A 25,049-nucleotide genomic window follows, 5' to 3' on the forward strand; every position below is an offset into this window, starting at 1 on the left:
ATGACGTATTAAAGTTTATATTTGCGCTCAATACGATAACGCAGTGAATTCACACTGATGCCTAATTGTTGACTGATTTTAGTTAAATCATCCTTATGGTTACGAATAGCGGATTTAATCATTCGCTTTTCTAATTCGTCCACAATTTTATCGATGGGAATTGTGGGGGTTTCTGGAGAAAAAAACGGCCCAAATAGCACGCGCAATTGATTGGCGATGGTGACATTATTTCCTACAAGCAATTTTTTTTCTTCGCAGGCTTTGCTGCGGTAGCGCAAAGAATTTTCCGTTAATTCCAAGAAATCAGCGGATTTGCGTTGGCCATTTGCGTAGTATTCCATCGCCATTTTAATCAAAACACAATAGATGCTTTCCATCATATCTGGCAGTGTTAAATGGCTGCTTGCATATACGGTTAAGATTTGTTCAAGAAAAGAATTATTATTCCACTTATTGGTCGTGATATTTATCTTTTGTGGAGCGATTTTTTTGGGATTTTTTTCCAAACGCGGATTTGGGGCGGGAGTGGGTCTTTCTTGAGGGGGAGAAAGGCGCAAATCATCGGGTCGAATGCACTCATCACGGCATAGAACACTTGCTGCTTCCAATAAATTTTCCAATTCGCGCACATTACCGGGAAAATCGTATTGTTCCAAGACTTTTATAGCGGCTTCGGAAATGTCAAGTTTAGGTTGATCATTTTTAACTCTCAAACGTTTTAAGAAATGATCGATCAATAGGCGTACATCACCTATTCTTTCTCGCAGCGGGGGAACTCTCACTTCAATGACATTAATGCGAAAAAAAAGGTCTTTTCTAAAGCTATTATTTTCTATTAATGCTTTCAAATTGCGATGGCTGGCACTCAAAATTCTCACATCAACGGTTTCTTCTTTATTCGATCCGACGGGACGAATGGCACGCTCTTGAATTGCCCGTAATAATTTAATTTGAGCCGAATAAGATAAATCTCCAATTTCGTCTAAAAATAAAGTACCTTTATCCGCTTCTTTAAATAAACCTTTCTTATTTTCATAAGCTCCTGTGAATGCGCCTTTTTTATGGCCAAACAATTCACTTTCTATTAACTCGCCTGAAATAGCACCACAATTAAGAGGCACAAAAGGAGCTTCACTGCGATTACTGGCAGAATGAATTAATTGCGCCACCACTTCTTTACCCACGCCCGATTCACCGCTAATAAATACCGCCGCTTGGGTATGGGCAACACGTTGAATATCGTCACGCAATTTTTCAATCACAGGACTTTCTCCAATCAAACGGGTTAATTTCTTTTGGTAATTTAAATTGCGTTTAAGAGCCGATTGCGCTAAATCACATAATTGCTGCGGCATAACTTCTTTACAAACAAAATCATAAGCCCCTAATTGCAATGCGCGAACGGCTGTGGGAATTTCCCCATAGGCGGTCATAACAATAATGGGCATAAAAGGGAAATGTTTCTTAATATATTCAACTAAATCTAAACCTTCTCTACCCTCTCCTCCCATACGAATGCTTAAATCAGAGATACATAAATCATAATTATTTCTTTCTAAGAAAATATAAGCCTCACTTAAAGACTGTGCCAAATGCGATTCAATCCCAATACTGGCAAGGCTTAATGAGAATAACGTTAAAATATCTTTTTGATCATCTACCAGTAAACAGAGTGGTTTTTTTTGTCCCATTTTAATCCTCCGATTCGATTTGGGGTTCTGTGATGGTATGAAAATGAATGCGAAAACGGCATCCACTTTGACTATTTTCCCATAGCGTTAAATTAGCCCAATTGGCATTGGTTAATTCTTTAGAAAAATAAAGTCCTAAACCCGTGCCTGAAGATTCCGTGGTGGCGAATGGTTCAAACAGTCGTGATTCTATTTCGGGTGACATGCCATCACCATAATCTTTCACTTCACAATAAACTTTACGTAAAGCCATATTAAAGCCAATGGTGATGTTTAATAAAGGTTGTTGCGGCTCATTTCTACGCATAGAATAACGAAGTGCATTGTCGCATAAATTATATATCACTTGATGCAATTGATGCGGATCAAAATTAATCCACAATGGCTCATCAGGACAATGCAACACCACATCTTCTTGGTCTAAATATTTTTCTTGCATTAACTCCCAAATAAAATCCTGAATCCACTCATTTAATAACAATGGTTGCATCACTGAATTATGTTGACGACTGAGTTGTAAAATACTGTTGACAATCTTTTGTATTCTTTCGCCATTTTTAATAATCATATTAAAAACTTCTTTTTCAGTCTCGTCTAATCGATGTTCTAATTTTCCTGCCAATAAATGACCCGAATAATTAATTGGTAATAAACGATTTCTGACTTCATGCGCAATGCCTGCGGCCAAGCGTCCCAATGAAATTAATTTTAATTGTTGCGCCCGCTGTTTGGTTAAAGCCGCATCTTCTAATACAATAAGGGTACTCACCGTTTTTTCATGCCACAATTCTTTAAAATTGACAATGAGTTCAAAACCATCAGATGAAAGATTAAAAGCAATTTTGCCACTTTTTTTATCTTGCCATTGTTTTAATAAATCAGTTAATTCTGGCTTAATTTCATATAAACTTTCACCACTAGAAACTTCGTCTAAATTGGCATCTAATCCTAATAATCGTTTGGCCGTTTCATTCACCAATTGAATTCGATAAAAAGTATCAATAACAATGATACCTGACTGAATATTCTGCACGATTTGTTCGTTCAATTGCGCCAAAAATAACACATGCAAACCACGTTGTTGGGCTAAAATTTTACTTTCTCGAATGCGCTGCGCTAAAAATAAAGACAATACCGCTGTAGAAAAAAAAGAAATCCCCAACATACCCGCATGAGTATAACTGGTCACAGTAAACCAATAATATAAATCCGCTAAACTCACATGAAATAAAATAGCTAAACTGGCAATCGCCGCAAAAAATAATCCATTTCGACCCGGTGCCAATAAACTGCCCGCCGCAATCACCACCGTAATTAATACCCCCATCCCACTTTCAATCCCCCCACTGGCGTGCATCAGTAAAATAATCGCCAAAATATCCACCAAAATCTGCACCAAAACCTGAATTTGAAAATCAGGACGACGGTAATAAGTGGCCACACTACTCAACAACGCAAAACCAAAATAAAGCCAACCTGTCATTAAAAATAATGCCCCATCATAACGCCCTAAAAAACTAGGCGAAATGTCAGAAATAAAAAATACTAAAAAACTAACCACAATAATCATTCGATAAATATTAAATAAGTACAAAGGCTGCCATTCGATTTCGTTTTCTGTGGGGGCAGACACGTGTTCTAAGATTAAATCGCGGATAGAAAAATGTTCTAAATGGGAATATTCGGTTTTCATCGCTAATATCACGGATAAATTTGTAATAGCAGAGGATAAGGGAGCGTTTAGTCACGCTTTAGTCATCTTTCAATGATAGCATGACAATGTAGCTCGGTGTATCAGTTAAAACCTACCCTAGTTATATTACATAAATGAACGGGCTAATTGGCCTCGTTTAACGGCTGTCACAGTTCTGTCATAAAGCTAAAATACAATGCAAGAATGAACACATCCTCATCTAATCATTCATCCTCCTCTGTTATCGTATCCGCACTCAATGAACCCGCGACCATCCGACGGCGCGCATGGCGAATGTTGAAAGACAAAATTGTTCGACATAGCATGACGTTTGGTGGTTTAGGGGTGATTGCGGCGATTTTGCTTATTTTTTTCTACTTGTTGTATGTGGTCATGCCGTTATTAACGCCGGCCAGTTTGCAGTTGGTGACACAGTTTCAACTGCCGGGCGTAGAAAATGAACGGACATTGCACCTTGCCGTTGAAGAAAAAAATGAGTTAGCGGTTCGTTTTACGGATGATGCCCGCGCGGTTTTCTTCCGATTACAAGATGGACACGTGATTTCCGAATATGCGGCTTCCAAACCCGATGGCGTGGAAGCCAGTGCGTTTGCTGTGTCTGATTCGACCAGACAAGTGGTGGGTTATGGATTTGCCAATGGAACGGCTATTGCGCTACAACACAGTTATAATATTGTTTTTACGCAAGACAGTGCGGGCAATCGCGTTCGTACCATTGACCCCAGTATTGTTTATCCGCTGGGTCAAGACCCCGTCACCGTAGACCCACAAGGACAAGCCCTGACCCATTTGGGAGTACAGATCAGTCAACATTCCAATATGATTGCGGCGGTAACTGCTGATCAGCGTCTCGTGGTCGTACGAGTGAGTAAAGCCGTTAATTTCTTAACCGAAGAAGAAACACTGAACACGGTTTACAGTGAAATTGCGCTGGATAAAACAGGACAAGTCACGCATTTGCTGTTAGAAAAAGACCAACGCTATTTGTATCTAGCCGATACGCAAGGTGTGATAACCCGTTATGACGTGCGTGAGCAGGAAATTCGTAAAGAATATCACGCTCAAGTCGTGCCTCAAGGCGATAAAATCACCAGTTTGCGCTTTCTCACCGGGGATATTTCTTTGTTGGTGGGCGAGTCTAATGGGATTGTGACGCAGTGGTTTCCGGTGCGAGATGCGAACAATGTGTTTTCTCTGCAACGAATTCGGGAATTTCAAGGCGGAAAAAGTGCCATTGTTGATCTAGCCCCTGAAGAGCGTCGTAAAGGCTTTGTGGCGGCGGATGCACGGGGTTATTTGGGCATTTATCACACGACGGCGCATCGTACGGTATTAAGTTTACAGGCTGAACAACCTTTGGTCAGTGTGAATTTGTCACCGCGGGCTGATTTCCTGATCGGCGAAGACAGAACCGGTAAATTGTCTGTGTGGGAAGTGCATAACCCTCACCCTGAAGTGTCTTTTCAAGCCTTGTGGGGAAAAGTATGGTATGAAAATTATCCCGAACCCGACCATATTTGGCAGTCTTCTTCTGCCACTTCAGATTTTGAACCTAAGTTTAGTCTTGCGCCGTTGACTTTTGGTACGTTTAAGGCGGCGTTTTATGCCATGTTGGTGGCAGTGCCTATTGCGATTTTAGGGGCAGTTTATGCTGCTTATTTCATGTCTCCAAGAATACGTGGCGTGGTAAAACCAACCATCGAAATTATGGAAGCACTTCCTACGGTGATTTTGGGCTTTTTGGCTGGGTTGTGGTTGGCTCCGTTTATTGAGGCGAATTTACCGGGCGTGTTTCTCTTGCTCTTGCTCTTGCCAATAGGAATTATTTTATCTGCTTATTTGTGGCGTTTTATGCCTGAGCGGATTCGCTACGCTTTTTCTGATGGTTGGGAAGCGGCGTTGTTGGTGATTCCTGTTTTGCTTATGGTGTACATTGCTTTTTATTTTAGCCATCCTTTAGAAGTTTGGTTTTTTAATGGCAATATGCCGGAATGGTTAAATCAAAATGGTATTCCTTTTGATCAACGTAATTCAATCGTGGTCGGTGTGGCGATGGGATTGGCGGTTGTCCCCAATATCTTCTCTATCGCCGAAGATGCCATTTTCAGTGTGCCTAGACATTTAACGTCGGGATCATTGGCTTTGGGCGCAACCCGTTGGCAGACCATGACTCGTGTGGTGTTATTAACGGCGAGTCCGGGGATTTTCTCTGCGGTGATGATCGGTTTAGGCCGTGCCGTCGGGGAGACCATGATTGTGTTAATGGCTACAGGAAATACAGCGGTTATGGATTTTAGCCTTTTTCAAGGTTTGCGCACTTTATCGGCCAATATTGCGGTGGAAATGCCAGAATCTGAAGTGGGCAGTACCCATTTCCGTGTTTTATTCTTAGCGGGTTTAGTTTTATTTATTTTGACCTTTTTCTTTAACACGTTGGCTGAGATTGTCCGCCATCGCTTACGACGGAAGTACAGTTCGCTATGAGTACGCAAGACATGAGTACGCAAAAGAATATCCAACGTCAACAAAGCTGGTGGGGCAGTGGTGATCCGTGGATTTGGCTCACTTCGTCGGCTGTGACTATCAGTGTAATTGTTGTATTTAGTTTATTGACTTTGATTGCCGTACGCGGCTTGGGGCATTTTTGGCCTTCTGATGCCTTCATGGCTAATTACAAAGATGACAAAGGCAACACCTATCGCTTAATCGGTGAAGTCCACACCCACGAAAAAGTCCCTGCCGATCAATTGGACGGTTTAGGCTATGATAAGGTAGAGGGTGCATTTGCTGATCGCTACTTGGTGAAGACGGGAAATCGAGAGTTAGTGGGTTTGGATTTCCGTTGGATCGTGGCGCAACAGTTGACGGATGTGGAATATCCTGAAACCTTGATGGTGCTGGAACGACGTAAGGGCGGTAATTTTTACGGCTTTTTGCGCAGCATCAAAGAGAGCGGACAAGTCGTCGCTGAAGGACATGAGCGGATTTTGCCCGAATTGTGGCCGCGGTTGGAACGGGCGCAGACCCTGTATCTGGAGATTAATCGCATTGAACGCCATGAAATCGGACGAGTCAATTATGCGTTAGAACAGTTGCGTTTGGCGCATCGTCGTTTGGAATTGCGGCAAGAGCGTACGGGCGAACCCATTACTGCGCAAGAATTGGCCGATCTTGAGACGCAACGCGAAGTGCATGATGTTGAATTTCAAAAACTCAGCGAACGCTTAGGGCAATTGTATCAGGAGATTGACCGCGACAGTATCACGGCTGAGGTCATGGATGGACAAGTGGTTGAGATTCCATTAGCCAATGTGGTGTATATTCATTTTCCCAACGCAATGGGGGTGAGTGAGAAATTATCCCATTATTTTATGAAATTGGGTTGGTTTGTCAGCAAAGACCCCCGCGAAGCCAATACGGAAGGTGGTGTATTCCCTGCGATTTTCGGCACGGTCATGATGGTGTTTGTCATGTCGATTATTGTGACTCCGTTTGGCGTGATTGCTGCGGTGTATTTGCGCGAATATGCGAAACAAGGCTTTTTAACCCGCACGATTCGTATTGCCGTGAATAATTTGGCGGGCGTGCCGTCAATTGTTTACGGGGTATTTGGTTTGGGCTTTTTCGTGTATTTTCTGGGGGGAACGATTGACCAATTGTTTTATCCAGAAGCCTTGCCCGCGCCTACCTTTGGTTCAGGGGGGATTTTGTGGGCTGCTTTGACCTTGGCAATTTTGACGCTCCCTGTGGTGATTGTTTCGACAGAAGAAGGTTTGTCCCGCATTCCCAGTTCTATTCGTGAAGGCAGTTTAGCTTTGGGCGCAACTAAGGCGGAAACCTTGTGGCGTACGATTTTACCCATGGCCAGCCCTGCGATTATGACGGGTTTAATTTTGGCGATTGCGCGTGCTGCAGGTGAAGTTGCGCCGTTGATGTTGGTGGGTGTGGTGAAACTTGCGCCGTCGCTGGTGTTAGATGGTAATTATCCCTTCTTGCATTTGGAGCGTAAATTCATGCACTTAGGCTTCCATATTTACGACATTGGTTTCCAAAGCCCTAACGTTGAAGCGGTGCGCCCTCTGGTTTACGCGACCTCGTTTTTATTGGTTGCGGTGATTATTATTTTAAATATCGTGGCGATTTGGATTCGTAATCATTTACGTGAAAAATACAAATCATTGGAAAGTGCTTGATCACTCTCCCATGCCATCACGATGACCAACAAGGATTTAGGACTTGACAACCATGAGTACCAGTAATGAGCCGCTGACGCACGGCGTGGATATTGCGTCTTTAGGCCGCGGCGAACCCACTTTAGATATTCATAAAGAACGGATTTGCCTAGAGGTTAAGAATTTTAACCTGTATTATGGGGAAAAGCAGGCGTTGCGAGACATCAATATGCTGATCCCAGAGAAGCGTGTCACTGCGTATATTGGCCCTAGTGGTTGCGGTAAATCGACTTTGTTGCGCTGTTTTAATCGAATGAACGATTTAGTGGATTCTGTCCGCGTTCAAGGCGAAATCAAGCTGGAAGGGCAGGATATTTTTCATAAATCGGTCAATGTTGCTGAATTACGGCGGCGGGTTGGGATGGTGTTTCAAAAACCCAATCCTTTCCCCAAATCGATTTATGAAAATGTCGCCTACGGTCTGCGTTTACAAGGCATTAATAGCCGCCGTATTTTAGATGAAGTGGTAGAAAGATCGTTACGCGGTGCGGCCTTGTGGGACGAAGTGAAAGATCGTTTACACGACAATGCCTTAGGCATGTCTGGTGGACAGCAACAGCGTTTAGTGATTGCGCGTGCGATTGCGATTGAGCCTGAAATTTTGTTGTTAGACGAGCCAGCTTCAGCCTTAGACCCAATTTCTACTTTGAAAATCGAAGAACTCATTAACGAGTTGAAAGAGCATTACACCATTGTTATCGTCACACATAATATGCAGCAAGCCGCTCGTGTATCGGATTACACTGCGTTTATGTATTTGGGCGAGTTGATTGAGTTTGGTGATACCAGTTCTTTATTCACCAATCCCACCAAAAAACAAACGGAAGATTATATTACGGGACGTTACGGTTAAACGGGGATTGCTCCTTTTCTCCGTGCCGTTATTGTGAAAACCGAAATAGAACTTGTGGTGACACAATGTCATGTTTTGGTTTTCATTTTTCATGAATCATTACCGTGAGGTCTTTGTCACATGGCTGAAGAAGTGTTGACACAACATATTTCTCATCAATTTGATACTGAATTGCGCACTTTGCGCAGTCAAATGTTAAGCATGGGCGGTTTGGTGGAAGAACAACTGGCCAATGCCTTGCAGGCCTTGAAAACCAACGATGAAATGTTGGCCAAACAGGTTTACAATAATGACTATAAAGTCAATGCCTTAGAAGTGACCATTGACGAAGAATGTACGCGAATTCTAGCGCGTCGCCAACCGACAGCAGGCGATTTACGTTTAGTATTAGCGGTGATTAAAACGATCACTGATTTAGAGCGGATTGGTGATGAAGCGGAGCGTATTGCGCGTATGTCTTTGCAAGTGCAAGGGGGGATTCAGGCACGTTATTATTTATCGGTGCATCATTTGGGTGAATTGGCGCGGCAAATTTTACACGATGCCTTAGACAGTATTGCACGTTTAGACACCGAAGCGGCATTGGCTGTGATTCGGGAAACGCATCGTATTGACGGCGAATCGGAAAGTGTCAACCGTCAAGTGCTTACCTATATGATGGAAGACCCACGTATGATTCCCCTGGGGTTAACGTTAATGTGGTCGGCTAGAGCGTTAGAGCGCGTGATTGCGCATTCGCGTAATGTATGTGAATACTTGATTTATTTTTTGAAAGGCAAGGATATTCGTCACATCAGTTTACAAAAAGTCGAAGAAGAAGCGCGACAACCGCATTATTAAACGCTTTTACGGGATAATTTAAAAGGATAACGCTTTTTTATGATAGGGGCGTTATCCTGTTTTTTTGCAAGTTTTGTCACTTACTGCGTGACGGTTTTATACAGTTTAATCAACTTGATGTCTTCGGCTTGGGCGCGCAGCGTAAAATAATCTGCACCAATTGCCACCACCTTGCTGCCGTCGGGAAGGGTGTCTGATTCACGGTAGGCGGTCATTTTGCCTTCTTGGGTATCGCTTAACAAAATGTAACGCTCCCTGCCCACTTGCACCACGCCTTTAAATGCCCCGTTTAATTTCGTTTCTGGCAAAACAGAAGCATTCTCTTGATTGGGATCGTTCTCTGTGCTTGTTGTGAGTGCTTCACCGCTTGCGGATGACGGAGTCGCCACGGAAGTACTGGCCGCTCTGCCCCACGGCGAGCTGGCTGACAAAATAATGTGAAAGCCTTGTAAATTGCTCTCCGCGGGTAATTCCACCCGCCATTCGCTTTCCTGAGCAACCGCAGAGCTATCCAAAGTGGGGAGTTCAAACCATGCCCGCGCCAATAAAAAATTCCCCGCGGCGACAGCGAACACCGTCATTGCCATGCGCGACTTATTGTCTAACCACTCATTGATCATGTTTAAACTCTAACTCTCTGAATTAACTTGAAAAAAAGCAACAACTATCAATTGTAATCGAGTGCTTCGAGTGGTTTGTGAAATATCTAATCGTTCTACAACCACCCATTGTGGTGATTCTGCCAGTAACAACAGCAAATCAAACAAACGCTCAGGATGAAATTCTGCGTCTAACTGGGCTTTGATTTGCCACACGTTGACTTTCTCTAGAGTTGTTGCGGGGTCAGCGCGCACGGTGTGGTTTTGTAAACCAACTTGTTTTGCTTTGCCGTCTAGCCAAGACTGAAAACTGGCTTGGGCTAACCCTTCTGAATTGGCTTGCCAGAGTCGGGCTTGTAATTGGGTATATTGTTCACGGGCTTGTTGGGCGCGGCGTGGCCATTCTGGTTGCGCAACAATTTGCTGAACTTGTTCCCAGCGACGAGCGGCGGCTTGGTAATCGTTTTCTAGTTCTACTCGCCAATCTCCCAGCCGTAAAAGTCCATAACTGGCTGAAATAGCGAAAATCGCCCAAATTCCCCAGCGTAATCGATCATTATTGCGAATTTCGGTTAAAAGCGTCATAGGTGAGAGTTAAAACGGGAATTTGTAAAAAATAAAAAAATAACCCACAATTATCCAAATCAGAATTTACAGAATGACAGCATGAATAAAGATAAATCGCTGATTGATTCTGAAAATTCTGAACCAGAAAAAATTTTACATATCTTCAAAACGACTCGGATCGCCAAATCCCGTACATTCAGGAATGGTCAACACACGATTGCGATAAGTAATATCACAATTACTCGCGGCATTCAATGCGGGTAAATGCGCCGTATTAATCCGTCCGCCCGTGGCATTGGGAGGCGAGGTGGCCACCACTTGACTGCGAGGTAAAGCGCGTCGATTTTTCAAATGATCCAATAAGCTATCCAAAGCCGCATTGAAATAATACTGTAATGGCACTTGGTTAATTAATCCATATTGTTGATTATAACCGTCGAAATGATGCGCGTTTTTAATTTCTAAATAAATCAAATTATCCGCACCTGCTCGCGTGACCTGATTGCGCGCATAATAAGCGCGGGCGTGAAAATTGGCATTGGCCAGCGGATCGTCACGCCCTTGTACGATTAACGTGGGTTTGCCGCGTAAATTAGCCGTTGCCGTCACGGCCGCTTGCCCATTTTGTACGCGATTGGCGCGCACGGCCGCATTGCCTGACAATAAAAAGCCTGTTTCTCCTGAAATAAGGCTAGGATTCAAGGGTTTATGTATGCCTGTTGTGCCTGTCCATAAATTGCGCAAGCACAATGCCCCTTGATAAAAATCGTCTTGAATACCTTGAGAATTTTCACTGTAACGGTGGTCGATGCCCAAATTAGAATTGCCTAAGTTATTGATTAGGCTTAAATAGTCAGGCAAAATAATGCCGTTGCTGTGACTGAAAAAACGCGCCCGATCCGCAATGCGCAATGCGGTGGGAGTGTTTACGCCTTGTGTTGCACCTAAGCTGTAATCACATAAATTTTCCACAACACTAAAACGACCATACGCACTGGCATAAGTATAAGCCAAGCTGGCATAGTATTGATTTTGATAATAATAAGGAGCTAGAGCTGTGGCCGAAGGCAACATACCATAGCTGATAAGTAATTCACGAGCGGTATTGACTTGTTGTGCCAGTGGTGCATCGTCTAACAAATCTTGTTGCGCCAAAATACGACAACGTCCCGCGGCCGCAGGTAATCCCGTTGCCAACGCGCTGGCACAAGGTTGATATAGATTTAAATAGGTGAGTACATCAAAAAAAGGACGTTGTAAGGTCTCTGCTGTAATTGGTTCCTCCTTTTGCACCTCTTCAAATTCAAACACGTTTTGTTGCAGGCTTACGCTTTGCGTTTCGGCCAAAGTAGCAGGGGTGATTAAGGGAGCTACAGCGACGACACCATCAATCCAACCCTGCGTGTCTTGTTCTACGGCATGCAGAGCCGCCGCCCCACCTGTTCCCCAGCCCGCGGCTAATACGAGCGTGTTATTTGGGGTTAAAGTGGTGGTTTGGCCGTAATTTTCGGTTAAATTTAGGGTGTAAAAGGCAAAATTAAGGCTATTTAAGACATCTCTGCCCCATTGTGACTCAGGATTTTGTTGGGAATGGGCGTGTTTATACGCGACGCGGGCAGGATAACGCGAATGATAGCTGCTTAAATCGCTTTGTTCTGTGCCTCGCGCCCGAAAATGGGCGTTTTCTCTGGCATTGCTGCTGGTGGTGCGTGTGCCGTCGAGTACGTTGACGGTGTCTGAGGTGAAATCGTGTAAACCTGTGCCTGCGCCTTTGTCAGTGTAAACGACGGCACAATTGTGTTTCAATCCCCATTCGCCCACCGTGGCAATCGCTCCGTAAACGCCGCGTGATTCCGGCGCAGGCGCAGCCACAAGACAGGCTGAATTGACATTAAACGTGTTGGGAATTTGCAGCATCACCACCACATTTTGAACTTGACTGCCATCGTCGTAATAAGCAAGGTATTCTTTCCCTGCCACGCGACCATCATTGCGTGGTACAACGCTACGACTCGCCACCGCAGGGCCGTAAAAACTGCCAAATCCCGATTGAGGACGCAAGTCTTGAAATGCTTTGAATTGTTCTACAATAGTGATGCGACGTAATTCAGCCGCGGTGGGATTTTGCGCATCGACGGCGACAGGCCGGGCATTGCCCAAGCCCGTTTGTCCGAAACCTGCGGTTAATAAGTCATCGGTATTGCCGTCATAGGTTTGGACGGTCAGTGTTTTTATCACCGATTCTGGCACGGGATATAATTTAGAAGGTGCGGGCGGTTTTGGTGTGGTCGGTGTGGAATCGCCGTCACCACCGCCGCCACCGCCGCTGACGGCCGCCACGCCCGCCAAAGCCGCAATAATACCAACCACCACCGCTGCCCCTTCGGCACAAGCCGTTAAGGTGACACTTAAACCAATCACCACGGGCAAACGGATGAATATTTTTTTAAAAGGGAGCATAGGCATGTTATCCTGTTGCACAAAAGTTTTTTAATGTTTTTTCAGTTTTTCCAAACGACATGCAGATTGTATCAGTTTATTGGAAGGCTGGCTTTTTTGTAAAACAATAAAAACAGTATTTTCATTTCTTTATTAAAAATAACATGTAATGTGAGGGAGAAATAATGACAATGATAACCGCTAATTTACCCGAATTATTGCAATCTCAAGTGGCCGATTATTGGCAAGATTATCAAAGTAAAGCCAGTCCTGAAATGGTGCAATTCATTCTCGATACGCCATCATTACGCGACAGTATAGGAAAAGTGTGGGCGTGCAGTCCTTTTGTGGCGAAATATGCTTTGCAACAAACGCAGGCTTTTGCTGAGTTATTGCGCAGTGGTGAATTGTTACAAGTTGCAGAGGATTGTCAGGCGCGTTTAACGCAGTATTTAGCGAGTTTTGAACCGTTAAATGAGCCATTATTAATGAGTGCATTGCGTCGCTTTCGCCGACGGGAAATGGTGCGCATTGCATGGCGTGATGTGGCGGGGTGGGCTGATTTGCCAGAGACGTTATTGGCTTTATCGCGTTTGGCTGATGCCAGTATTGAGAGTGCTTTAACGGCGCATTATGAAATCTTATGTCAGCAATTCGGTGAACCGATTGGGCAACATACGGGAACAAAACAGCATTTAATTGTTTTAGGGATGGGGAAATTAGGGGGGCAGGAACTCAATTTTTCTTCGGACATTGATTTAATTTTTGCTTATCCCGAAGCGGGAGAAACGCAAAGCCCTCGCCGCAATCGTACGAATCAGGAATTTTTTGTGCGTTTAGGGCAGTTATTAATTAACACATTAAATCAAATTACCGCAGATGGATTTGTGTTTAGAGTAGATATGCGTTTGCGGCCATTTGGTGACAGTGGCCCTTTGGCGATGCACTTTGACGCAATGGAAGAATATTATCAAAGCCATGCCCGCGATTGGGAACGGTATGCGTTAATTAAGGCACGTGTAGTGGCTGGAGATAAAGCACAAGGCGAGTCTTTATTAAAAAGTTTACGTCCTTTTATTTATCGCCGTTATTTAGATTATGGCGCGTTTGAATCTTTACGCAATATGAAAGCCTTAATTGATCAAGAAACCCGTCGCAAAGGCTTAGAAAATAATTTGAAATTAGGCCCAGGTGGCATTCGAGAAGTGGAATTTAGTTGTCAGGTGTTTCAATTGATTCGCGGGGGCAGACAGCCCGATTTGCAAAGCCGTCATTTATTAATTACTTTAACTCGTTTACAACAACACGGTTTATTAACCGCTGAAGAAACAGAGGGATTGAAACAGGCTTATTATTTTTTACGTTTTGCTGAGAATCATTTGCAAGCCATTGATGATCGACAAACGCAAACGTTACCCGATGATGCGTTAAATCAATTGCGTTTGGCTTTTGGAATGGGTTGTGCGAATTGGACAGAATTTATGACGCAATTAGCCGCGCATCAAGAGCAAGTGCAACAGGTTTTTTCTCGCGTGATTGCACCTGTAGAAAATATCACGCCAGATACTGAGAAAGAATTAAGCCGTGAATGGCAAACATTTTGGCTGCATACCCGTCAAGATGACACCCAAGCAATAGCGAAATTAACAGCCGCGGGTTTTAACCAAACGGAAGAATTATTAACCCATTTACAACGTTTTGCGCAATCTAGCGTGGTGCAGCGTTTGTCGGCACGCGCTCGTGAGCGTTTGGATAAAATTGTGCCATTAACTTTGCAATTATTAGCGGCTGAAAAACACACGGATTCTCAAGATTATGATGCGGCTTTTCATCGCTTATTAGATTTAATTGAAGCGATTGCATTGCGTAGTGTTTATATGGCCTTATTAATTGAGCGGCCAAAAGTGTTGCAACAAGTGGTTAAATTGTGTTTAAAAAGTGCGTGGATTGCCGAACAAATGACGCGCTATCCTTTGTTATTAGATGAATTATTAGAGCATCGGGATTTATATAATATTTTAAATCCTGCCGAATTAGATAACGCTTTGCAAGCGCAATTGGCGCATTTACCGCACGATGATGTTGAAATGCAAATGGACAGTATGCGGCAATTTAAACGGGCGCATGTGTTAAAAGTGGCGGCTTCGGAATTGTCGGGGAATTTGACCGTAGAAGTGGCCAGCGATTATTTAGCCGCTATTGCGGATACGTTGACTCGGCGCGCTTTGTCACTGGCGTGGGATCATGTGGCGAGTAAGCATGGACAGCCAAGTTATACAGAACAAGGGCAGCGTCAAGTGGCAGGATTTTGTATTGTGGCTTATGGCAAAGCGGGTGGGATTGAATTAAGTTATGGTTCGGATTTGGATGTTGTTTTTTTGCACGACAGTCATGGTGAGCAGCAACATACGGATGGCGAGAAATCCGTTGATAATAATGTGTTTTTTGCGCGTTTAGCTCAGCGAATTATTCATATTTTAACCACGAATACTGCGGCGGGGCATTTGTATGAAGTCGATCCGCGGTTGCGTCCTGGGGGATCGTCGGGTTTGTTGGTGAGTGCTTTTGATGCGTTTTTGGATTACCAACGCAATGACGCTTGGTTGTGGGAACATCAGGCGTTGGTGCGGGCGCGAGCGATTGCTGGAGATTTGGCGTGTCAACAGCGTTTTGAAGCGATTCGCCATGAAATTTTATGTTTAAGCCGCGATCCTGAGAAAGTGCGCGCAGAGGTGCGGGAGATGCGTTTGAAAATGCGCAATCATTTGGATAAATCTACTTCAGAAATTTTTGATATAAAACAAGGAACTGGCGGAATTACTGATATTGAATTTATCGTTCAAGGGATGTTATTAACATGGGCGGCGCAATATCCACATTTTACGCGCACCACGGGGATGTTGCCTTTATTGCGTTTATTTAATGAGCATCATCTTTTAACATCAAGCTGTTGCGATGAGTTAAGTGAGGCTTATCGTCTGTATCGTGCGGAAACGCATAAATTGGCTTTGCAAAACAAACCCGCACTTGCCCCCGCAACACACTGGGAACGTGTGCGACATAATGTACAGCATTGGTGGACGACGTTGATTGAGTGAGTTGTGAAATTTTTGGTGATACTCGACGTGGCACGTCGTGACTGTGTCCCCACCCCATATATAGCTACGGCAACGTAAAAAGAATATTCAAACCTGTGAAGTTTCCTACAAATTTGACAGGTTCAGATTATCTTTTTATAGTGCCTCAACTATAGCATGTGGGGACGAGATAAATCGCTGTTAAAGTGGTGGATAATGACGGCTTAGAAAGTTTAGAATTTATTGATTTAAAAGTGAATGGGGGAATTAAGAAGGGGAATTAAAATAGAGTGATTTTTCTCATCCCACATGCCGAGCCTGTAAAAGAACTCCCAAAAACACCATTTTTTCGTTCGTAACTTATTGATTCTTCGTCATCGAATACTGAAAAAATGAGGTTCTTTTACAGGCTCGCCATGTAGGAATGAGGTAAACTTATTGATTATTTCTGATTAAATCAAAATTTACAGGATTTAGGCGTTTTCAGGATTTAACCCCATTCTCTCCCAAATAAAATCTAAATCACGGATAGAGTCTCTGTTTCTGCTTAACTCTTTAAAAAGATTAAAGAAACGTTCTTTGCTTTCTTGTTGACCTATTAGCGTATTTAAGCAGGGATCAACCACTTGTTGATAAAAACGTTTTCCATGTATATGTAAAGCCAATTGTTCCTCTAATGGTTTTGTTTTAATGTGTTCTAATTTCTCTTGAAAATCGTTAAAAATATTTTCAGCATTAAGAAGATTATACCATGTTTGAAGCATTGCTTTAATTTTAGTATCGTCTGTGGCTATTTCAGGCGTTAATAAATCTTTGTTAAAACCTAACCTCCGCAACTTTTCCCACAGTGGATTAATCACTGACCATAATGCGCCATGTTTTCGCCAGCGATCAATATCTTTTATTAAACACTCTTTAAATTGCTCTTCCTTGCCTATAACCTTTTCCCTTTTAGTGGGCGGTAAAGCAGACAAAAGTGCATCAGGATTAATAAGATAATTTTCAAATACAATAACGCGGTAAAACCAGTAAATTGGCTTGTGCAAGAGACGATATTTTTTCCTCGTCCCATTCATCTCGATCAATAATCCCCAGCCAATCGCTTTCTTCTTTCAAGATGTCCAAAACAGCTTGTTTTTTTCCTGCTTCCGCAACAACCCAATGGGTTCGCCAGCTTTGATTTATTTTTGATAATAAAATTTCAAAAGCCCGCAAATCATAATCACCTTCAACAATAAGTGCTTTTCTTGTTATGTTTCCAATACCATCTTTAATATCACGTATCTTATTAGCTACATTCTCGTTCACGTTATTTAAACCTCACCCTGAAGATCAATACGCATTCCCATGTTCTCATAACGTCGCCATACATCGACATTATGCGACGTTATAATTAATTGAGTATTTTGTTTGGCGGCGGCTTTTTCTATTGCATCTAATAACAGATCAATTAGCGAAGGATGTAAATATAAATCAGGTTCATCTATTAAAATAACCGCATTAGGTTGCAACCAACGATGCAATAAAAATAATAAAATTAATATTTGACGCTCTCCCGAACTAAGATCATCAAGCAGATGCGGAGGCTTGCCTTTAACTTTGACATATAAACGATTTTCACCCATTTTAATATTTGGATCGATGTTTTTACCGACTAAAAAATCATTAAAAGCGCGTATTGTTTCATGATATTTATGCAGCGCGGTGGTTTTAAGATTAATGAGCGAAGATTCCAGTTGCCCTTTCCAATCGTCGGTTGCACTATACCGAGTCAGCCAACGTTGAGTTAAATCATCGGGAAATGAGGCAGAAATGTTTTTGCGCGGAGACACCCAGCGGCGTTCCTCAGCATCAAGATAGATAAGGTTAGGGGCTTCTACTTTTTCTGCATTTAAAATCAATCGCTTACGCTTCTCTAACCATTCGTCTAACCACGCATTGGCAGGTAATAATAGCGTGCGTTTTGGGTCATAAACTTCACCGATCCAGCAAATAGGCTGCTGATTATTTTCAGCAGTTAATTGTTCAAGCCAGTCATTTGTCCCAAAAAATAAACCTATTTTTTCAGGAATATGCGCGTTAATAGCGGTTAAATCTTCCAAAACAACGGCAAAACCACCCCACTGTTGCAACCATTGTTTTATAGGGTGTTTTCGGGGCAATGGCTTGCGCTGATCCAGCCAATAAGCCAAAGCCTCCCAAAGCGTTGCAATGCCGCGTAATAAAATAGATTTACCGCAGCCATTTGGCCCCGTTAGCAATATTTTATCGGCTGTTTTTTCTGTCCATTCATGTTCAAATAAAATCGTTTTATTAAACAAAGGACCCACTGCATTGCAATAAATTTTAGTTATTTTCATCTAAAATAATCACTGTGATAATTAAATGATTCATCTGAATTAAAATTTTCAGAACTAATTCCCCACAACTCTATTCTTTCAATTCTAAAGCCATTGGAATATATCCAAGAAATCTGTCCATTCCAAATTATTATAGCGTATTTAAGAAACACAAGAAATATTTGTTATCCCCTCCCCCCTTTCAACCCCCGCACCCAAAACCGTTGCGGCGCAATTGCTCGCATCACCGCCTCAGAAATCGGTAGCGGATAGCCGCACAATTGCGCGCAGATAATCTCAGCCGCAAGTGGCGTTGAAACAATCCCCCGCGATCCGTGGGCGACACTCACGTATAACCCTGTCCCTGTTAATTCGGGATAAGCCGAATAACGATGTCCTTTGGCCATTTCCGCGTAATCACGCATAAATGCCGTTTCATCGGGTAAAAAACCAATTAACGGCAAATGATCCCGACTGGCACAACGTAAACTGGCGCGAGCAGGTGTATTTTCATCAATCATCACCTCAGCCGCAAAATGGGGAATTGCCGTAGCCAGCGCGTAAGCGTTGGCTATATTATCGGCTGGAGAAACAACAAGTTCTGTAGAATCAAGCTGGTAGCTTGCCCCCACACTATGCGCTCCGTCCCACGCAGGTGTTACATATCCCGAATGACACAACACCTGTTGCAAGGACAAACTGCGTTTAGTGGCTTTTGGGTAACTCACTTGACCGCGCACCGCAGTGACAGGCAAATGCGGAAAAAAATGAGACACATCATAGGCATTGGCTAAAATCACCACCGAGGCTTGCGTGACACAATGTTGATTTTCATCAAAAAGATGCCATTTTTCATTAATACGGGCTAATTTTACTATTTTTTGACCTAAAATCACTTGATTATCCGTAGTATAAGTACAAGATTTTTTCCACAAATAATCTGCCCATTGCCGCGGCGACAACCAACCGCCTTGCGGAAAAAATAACGCAGGATAATCAAGATGAATACCAGATAATGCCGTGATTTCCGCCGCAGAAAGCCCTTTTAACACCGTATCAGGCAATGGCAGTGCCTCAAGAATCGCTTGAAATCGTTCCCATGTTTTACTGTCCGTCGCTAATTGTGCGACACCACAACGCGCATGAGCAAACGCGCCCTGTTCCTCTTGCGATTGATGTAACCAATTGATTAAATAAAGAAAAGCCGAAACATAAAATTGCGTTGCGGCATCCTGCCATTGACGAGTTAATAAGGGATAAAATGCCCCTTGCCGATTTCCCGAAGCCGCACTGGCAAGGCTATCTGCTTGATCAATCAAAGTACACTGCCAACCTTGCTGACTCAAACGATAGGCACACGCACACCCCGCCAACCCCGCGCCAAGAATCGCCACATGACGCGCTTCCGTATTCGACAAATCCCATAGCGGCACACGCCACCACGGCGGCGTAAGCTGATTTTTTGGCATTTTTTGCGTAGAATGGGACAAATAACCGCGCAACATTTCGCGTTTACGTCCAAAACCTGCGATTTTCTCCACCACAAACCCCGCGGTTTGTAAATTTTTTCGCACCCAGCTTGCCGCAGTAAAAGTGCTAAAACGGGCATTAGGGCGACTAAATCGGGAAATATGCTGTAATAAATCAATTTGCCATAATTCTGGATTGCGAGCGGGCGCAAAACCATCTAAAAACCAAACATCTACTGTCCCTTGCTGCGATTCTGGCCACGTGGATAAAAGCTGAAATGCCTCGCCAAAGTACAATTGTAAAGTCAAATGCCGCCCCAATCGTAACGTGTGGCAGCCTTCGACTAAAGGCGGATATACAGACAATAACTGTTCTCCGTATTCTTTCAGACTCGGCCACGCCGCTATCGCTCGCCGCATATCATCGGGCAAAAACGGATGCAATTCAAATGCAATATAACATAATTGTTGATGACTATTTTCAGGCAATAACGACACACAGCGTTGCCACGTTAAAAGAAAATTTAAACCACTGCCAAAACCGATTTCACCAATGACAAAAGTTTTTTGTTCAGAAGAATTTAAAAAAATATTCGGTAAATCATTTGCTTGTAAAAAAACATACTCACTTTCAGCTACACCGTTTTCAGTCGAAAAATAAATGTCTTTAAATTGAGAAGAATAAGGCAAACCTTGTTCATTCCATTGTAAATCAGCGGGAGTTATTATCATGGTTTTATTTGCAACAACGGAGTCGAGATAATGAAAAGAATCACTTTATTTTTATTAACCAATATTGCTATTGTTTTATTATTAGGCATTATTGCGCGCATTTTTGGCATTTATTCCAATGGCTTAATTGCCAGTGCATTATTATTTGGAATGGGTGGTGCTTTTATATCCTTACTTATTTCTAAATGGATGGCGAAAAAAGCGACGAATGCGCGTGTGATTGAACAACCTCGTTCTAATGAGGAACGTTGGTTAGTCGAAACCGTGCGCCGTCAAGCCCAGCAAGCAGGGATTGGAATGCCTGAAGTGGCAATTTATGAGAGCCAGGAAGTCAATGCGTTTGCCACAGGAGCGAATCAAAACAATGCCTTAGTGGCAGTCAGTCGTGGTTTATTAGAGCGCATGAGTCAAGACGAAATCGAAGCCGTTTTAGCCCACGAAGTCAGCCACGTTGCCAATGGTGACATGATTACAATGGCTTTAATACAAGGCGTGGTCAATACGTTTGTGATTTTATTGGCGCGATTAGTCGGCTCAATTGTCGCATCAAATAGCCGCGGTAATGGCCATGCGGTTTATGCTTTAACCAGCTTTATTGCAGAGATTATTTTTGGTTTATTAGCCATGCCAATTGTCATGTGGTTTTCGCGTTATCGAGAATTTCACGCCGACGCAGGCGCGGCTAAATTGGCAGGCAGTCAAAAAATGATCGCCGCTTTACGATGTTTACAAACGGTAAGCGCAGGACAATTGCCTGAGCAATTATCCGCATTTGGCATTAACAGCAGCCCAAGCCGTGATTTTATTAGAAAATTATTTTCCAGTCATCCTCCCTTAGAAGAACGGATTGCCGCTTTACAGAACCGTTAATTTTGTTTTAATCTTGCATTCCAGCCCAAGTTCGTCTTGGGCTGTGATTTTTACTTTTTTCTTCATGTTGAGCCATACCATGTTAATTTTCGATCACAGCCGCCCACAACACAGCAATCCCAGTCATTATTCAGCACAAAAAGCTCCTGAATTAAGCGATATTCCTGAATTATTTTTGCGTAAAAATCCCCCGCCATTACCTGCCGTTTCAGAATTGCAAGTGGTGCGTCATTACACCCGATTATCTCAAAAAAATTTCTCGATAGATACCCATTTTTATCCACTGGGTTCTTGCACGATGAAATATAATCCACGCATTTGCAACACGTTAGCTTTACAAGCGGGTTTTTTAAATGTGCATCCGGCCACGCCCGATAATTTAATGCAGGGATTATTAACTTGTTTGTACGAATTGCAGGAGATGTTAAAAACATTAACGGGCATGTCAGCCGTGTGTTTAACGCCTGCTGCGGGCGCACAAGGCGAATTTGCGGGCGTGGCCATGATTCGCGCCTATCATCAAGCGCGGGGCGATGTGGCGCGTACAGAAATACTTGTCCCCGATGCCGCACATGGCACTAATCCCGCTTCAGCCGTCATGTGTGGTTTTACCGTTAAAGAAATTCCTACGGATCAATCGGGTGATATTGATTTAGCGGCATTAAAGCCATTAATTAGCGAAAAAACCGCAGGCATTATGCTCACCAATCCTTCCACCTTTGGCGTATTTGAACGCAATATTAAAACTATTGCGCAATGGGTGCATGAAGCGGGTGGATTATTATATTATGACGGGGCTAATTTAAATGCAATTTTAGGAAAAGTTCGCCCTGGAGATATGGGATTTGATGTGATTCATATTAATTTACACAAAACATTTTCTACACCTCATGGCGGCGGTGGCCCGGGTGCGGGGCCAGTGGGAGTCAGTGAGCGTTTACAACCTTTTCTCCCCATACCTCGCGTGGCCAAGCGGTATGATCAGTATTATTGGTTGACAGAGCGCGATTGTCCGCAAACGATTGGGCGCATGAGTGCGCACGCGGGCAACGTGGGCGTATTATTGCGAGCGTATATTTATGCGCGGTTGTTGGGACGGGAAGGGATGACGCAAGTGGCTGATTTTTCAACGTTAAATGCGAATTATCTCATGGCACGCTTACAAAAAGCAGGTTTTGAATTGGCATTTCCCCAACGTTTCGCCACGCATGAATTTATTTTGACTTTGAAAAAAATACTTAAAAATCATGGTATTAGTGCGATGGATGTGGCAAAACGGCTGTTAGATAAAGGATTTCATGCGCCGACCACTTATTTTCCACTTTCAGTTCCTGAATGTTTGCTGATCGAGCCAACCGAAACCGAAGATCAAGACACGCTGGATGCTTTTGTTGCCGCGATGACGCAGATTTTACAGGAAATTGAAACACAACCCGATACGGTCAAACGTGCGCCACACACTTTACCCGTGCGCCGTTTAGACGATACGCGAGCGGCAAAAGATTTGGATATTGTCGCGCCTTTTTGTCGTTAAAATAATCATTAAAATCAGGAGCATGGCAATGATTCGGCATATGGTAGAATTGACAGCGGTGTGGGCATGGTTGGATCAATATTACACAGCTTTGCCTGCGGAATCATTGCCCATTGCACAAGCACAAGGGCGAATTTTGGCAAGTCCTTTATACACACCGTACGATATTCCTATCAATAATTGTGCGGCAATTAATGGTTACGCGCTACAAGGACAAGACACTTTCGGTGCCAGCGATTATCAACCCTTGCTATTTATGTTACATCATGACCAATTTTATTCTACGTCACTTCCAATTACGTATCCTATAGTGACAGGGCAGGCGATGTTTAACCACACTGATGCAGTGCTACCTTTGGATTATGCAGAGCTGCAAGCACAGCAATTATGGGTACATCAAGCGGTCGCGCCTTATCATGGTGTTTTACGTGCGGGGGGAGATTTTACAACGGGAGAAGTGTTATTACCCGCAGGGAGAATTTTGCAAGCGGTTGATTTAGCGATTATTCAGGCATTGGGTGAGCAAAAAATAGCGGTGATTGCGACACCAAAAATACGATTGGTGATTTTAGGCGCACCGTCTCCCGCGCAAGATATGAATGCAATCTGGTTGTTTGCTCACGTAAAACGAGATGGCGGGCAGGTAGTAGAAATCTGCTATCCTTCTGATAATAAAAAAGAATTAGCCGCTATTTTAACCAAAACTGACGTTGATCTGGTGATCACCACAGGACAAATCGGTTGGGGAAGTAACGATGGTTTTATTGATTGGTTTGCTGAACAAGGGCAAGTGATTGCGGCAGGGATTGCGGCGCGACCGTGTCCGCGTGCGGGATTAGGCGTATTCGGACAAGTGCCTGTGGTTTTTTTGCCCGGACATCCTGCCCCTGCCATTGCCGCTTACGATCTGCTTGCGGCCAGAGCGATTCGACGCGCCGCAGGGTTGACAACAATGTTACCTTATGCCCTGCGAAAAATGCCCGCCGCTAAAAAATTGGTGTCCACTATCGGTTTTTTTGACTACTGTCGAGTTAAATTTGTAGAGCAAGGTGTCATCGCGCTGGGTATGGATAACCGCTTACATCACTGTTTACATGCAGAAGGGGTTGTATTAATTCCTGCGCATTTAGAAGGCTACGCCGCAGGGACAGAAGTATCCGTTTATTGTTACAGGGATATGAACAATTAACATGTTAATGACACAAATTTTTACGGTTTTATTTCCTATTTTCTTTATTATTTTAGCGGGTTATTTATACGCCAGAATTAGACCTTTAGATATGGCAGTAGCTAATCGTTTAAATATGGAATTTTTCACACCTGCTTTATTATTTTATATTTTAGCGGATCAGAATTTTGATTTAGTGTCTTATTGGCCGTTGGCTTTGGCGGGAATTTGGATTATTTTAGGTTCTGGATTAGTGGTGTTGCCGTTGGTGTGGTATTTAAAATTGCAAATCCGTACTTTTATTCCTCCCATGATGTTTACTAATACGGGAAATATGGGATTGCCAATGGCTTTATTTGCTTTTGGTGAAGACGGATTAAAAGCCGCGGTGATTTTATTTATTATGGCTAATCTGATTCATTTAACGATTGGTGTTTCTATCGTCAATCCTTACATTAAATGGCGTAATTTTCTCAAAACGCCCATGATTATTGCGACATTGGCAGGCGTGTTATTTAGCTTGTTCCAGTGGCACTTGCCTGCATTATTTGCTATTCCTATCAAGATGTTAGGGGATGTGGCGATTCCTTTAATGTTATTTTCTTTAGGTGTGCGTTTAACGGATATTAATTTAGCCGATTGGCGTATTGGTTTACTGGGTGGGATTCTGTGTCCATTAAGTGGATTAATAGCCTTACTGCTTATTTGGCCGTGGCTGACTTTAACGCCGTTGCAATTGGGGGTTTTAATCAGTTTCTCTGTGTTGCCGCCTGCGGTCATTAACTTTATTTTCGCAGAACAATATTGTCAAGAACCGCAAAAAGTAGCCAGTATTGTTTTAATGGGTAATGTACTGAGTTTATTTAGCTTACCGTTGGCGTTGGCTTTTGCGCTTTCACAGTTACATTAAAAATGATTTTTAATT

At 43.2% G+C, this 25,049-nt stretch carries 18 protein-coding genes; 9 read left to right on the top strand and 9 right to left on the bottom strand.

The genetic code is table 11. The features are described from left to right. Positions 1-8: 8 nt before the first annotated feature. Entirely contained in the window at positions 9-1,691 is a 1,683-nt protein-coding gene (locus tag TPSD3_RS02565) for a sigma 54-interacting transcriptional regulator (protein WP_086487024.1), read from the bottom strand. Between the two features lies 1 nt (position 1,692). Beyond that, positions 1,693-3,384 carry a sensor histidine kinase gene (locus TPSD3_RS02570; RefSeq protein ID WP_086487025.1) on the bottom strand — a complete coding sequence of 564 codons (1,692 nt, stop codon included), beginning with the start codon at positions 3,382-3,384 and terminating at the stop codon, positions 1,693-1,695. Positions 3,385-3,588: 204 nt separating this feature from the next. Here TPSD3_RS02570 and TPSD3_RS02575 point away from each other — a divergent pair, with 204 nt between their 5' ends. The 4 genes from TPSD3_RS02575 (at position 3,589) to phoU (ending at position 9,330) form a co-directional block, all read left to right on the top strand. Further along, positions 3,589-5,889 carry an ABC transporter permease subunit gene (locus TPSD3_RS02575; RefSeq protein WP_086487026.1) on the top strand — a complete coding sequence of 767 codons (2,301 nt, stop codon included), beginning with the start codon at positions 3,589-3,591 and terminating at the stop codon, positions 5,887-5,889. Beyond that, positions 5,886-7,598 (top strand): phosphate ABC transporter permease PstA, encoded by a 1,713-nt coding sequence (gene pstA, locus TPSD3_RS02580; RefSeq protein ID WP_245391508.1) that lies wholly within the window; start codon positions 5,886-5,888, stop codon positions 7,596-7,598. The genes TPSD3_RS02575 and pstA overlap by 4 nt, the downstream gene beginning before the upstream one ends. A 52-nt stretch (positions 7,599-7,650) precedes the next feature. Beyond that, on the top strand, positions 7,651-8,490 hold the full coding sequence (gene pstB / locus TPSD3_RS02585) for a phosphate ABC transporter ATP-binding protein PstB (RefSeq protein WP_086487027.1): 840 nt from the start codon (positions 7,651-7,653) through the stop codon (positions 8,488-8,490). 120 nt (positions 8,491-8,610) lie between these two features. Next, entirely contained in the window at positions 8,611-9,330 is a 720-nt protein-coding gene (gene phoU, locus TPSD3_RS02590) for a phosphate signaling complex protein PhoU (protein ID WP_086487028.1), read from the top strand. Between the two features lie 80 nt (positions 9,331-9,410). Here phoU and TPSD3_RS02595 read toward each other — a convergent pair whose 3' ends face one another. From TPSD3_RS02595 to TPSD3_RS02605, 3 genes are all read right to left on the bottom strand, one after another. Beyond that, on the bottom strand, positions 9,411-9,950 hold the full coding sequence (locus TPSD3_RS02595) for a hypothetical protein (protein ID WP_086487029.1): 540 nt from the start codon (positions 9,948-9,950) through the stop codon (positions 9,411-9,413). A 9-nt stretch (positions 9,951-9,959) separates the two neighbouring features. Continuing rightward, complete coding sequence (locus TPSD3_RS02600) at positions 9,960-10,514, bottom strand: hypothetical protein (RefSeq protein WP_086487030.1); 555 nt, start codon at positions 10,512-10,514, stop codon at positions 9,960-9,962. 135 nt (positions 10,515-10,649) lie between these two features. Continuing rightward, a complete protein-coding gene (locus TPSD3_RS02605) occupies positions 10,650-12,962 on the bottom strand; it encodes a 3-hydroxybutyrate oligomer hydrolase family protein (RefSeq protein WP_086487031.1) in 2,313 nt (770 codons plus the stop codon). Between the two features lie 158 nt (positions 12,963-13,120). Here TPSD3_RS02605 and glnE point away from each other — a divergent pair, with 158 nt between their 5' ends. Beyond that, positions 13,121-16,033 carry a bifunctional [glutamate--ammonia ligase]-adenylyl-L-tyrosine phosphorylase/[glutamate--ammonia-ligase] adenylyltransferase gene (gene glnE / locus TPSD3_RS02610; RefSeq protein ID WP_086487032.1) on the top strand — a complete coding sequence of 971 codons (2,913 nt, stop codon included), beginning with the start codon at positions 13,121-13,123 and terminating at the stop codon, positions 16,031-16,033. Positions 16,034-16,485: 452 nt separating this feature from the next. Here the strand turns inward: glnE and TPSD3_RS02615 are convergent, their stop codons facing one another. The 4 genes from TPSD3_RS02615 to mnmC form a co-directional block, all read right to left on the bottom strand. Beyond that, positions 16,486-17,058, bottom strand: a complete 573-nt coding sequence (locus TPSD3_RS02615; protein WP_086487033.1) for a hypothetical protein — start codon at positions 17,056-17,058, stop codon at positions 16,486-16,488. After that, positions 17,015-17,320 carry a DUF4435 domain-containing protein gene (locus tag TPSD3_RS02620; protein ID WP_086487034.1) on the bottom strand — a complete coding sequence of 102 codons (306 nt, stop codon included), beginning with the start codon at positions 17,318-17,320 and terminating at the stop codon, positions 17,015-17,017. Before TPSD3_RS02620 ends, TPSD3_RS02615 begins: the two co-directional genes overlap by 44 nt. Positions 17,321-17,325: 5 nt before the next feature. Further along, entirely contained in the window at positions 17,326-18,372 is a 1,047-nt protein-coding gene (locus tag TPSD3_RS02625) for an ATP-binding protein (RefSeq protein WP_086487035.1), read from the bottom strand. A 164-nt stretch (positions 18,373-18,536) separates the two neighbouring features. Next, positions 18,537-20,552 carry a bifunctional tRNA (5-methylaminomethyl-2-thiouridine)(34)-methyltransferase MnmC2/FAD-dependent 5-carboxymethylaminomethyl-2-thiouridine(34) oxidoreductase MnmC1 gene (mnmC, locus tag TPSD3_RS02630; RefSeq protein WP_086487036.1) on the bottom strand — a complete coding sequence of 672 codons (2,016 nt, stop codon included), beginning with the start codon at positions 20,550-20,552 and terminating at the stop codon, positions 18,537-18,539. Positions 20,553-20,582: 30 nt separating this feature from the next. On the opposite strand from mnmC, the gene htpX reads away from it, so the two are divergent. The 4 genes from htpX to TPSD3_RS02650 all read left to right on the top strand — a co-directional run bounded on the left by htpX (position 20,583) and on the right by TPSD3_RS02650 (position 25,034). Beyond that, positions 20,583-21,422: a protease HtpX gene (htpX, locus tag TPSD3_RS02635; RefSeq protein ID WP_176329701.1), complete on the top strand. Its 840-nt coding sequence runs from the start codon at positions 20,583-20,585 to the stop codon at positions 21,420-21,422. Positions 21,423-21,501: 79 nt separating this feature from the next. Further along, complete coding sequence (gene gcvPB, locus TPSD3_RS02640) at positions 21,502-22,956, top strand: aminomethyl-transferring glycine dehydrogenase subunit GcvPB (RefSeq protein ID WP_086487038.1); 1,455 nt, start codon at positions 21,502-21,504, stop codon at positions 22,954-22,956. Between the two features lie 28 nt (positions 22,957-22,984). Beyond that, a complete protein-coding gene (locus tag TPSD3_RS02645; RefSeq protein ID WP_176329702.1) occupies positions 22,985-24,145 on the top strand; it encodes a molybdopterin-binding protein in 1,161 nt (386 codons plus the stop codon). Between the two features lies 1 nt (position 24,146). After that, positions 24,147-25,034: an AEC family transporter gene (locus TPSD3_RS02650; protein WP_086487040.1), complete on the top strand. Its 888-nt coding sequence runs from the start codon at positions 24,147-24,149 to the stop codon at positions 25,032-25,034. Positions 25,035-25,049 lie beyond the last annotated feature (15 nt).

Source organism: Thioflexithrix psekupsensis, from assembly GCF_002149925.1.
GTDB lineage: Bacteria > Pseudomonadota > Gammaproteobacteria > Beggiatoales > Beggiatoaceae > Thioflexithrix > Thioflexithrix psekupsensis.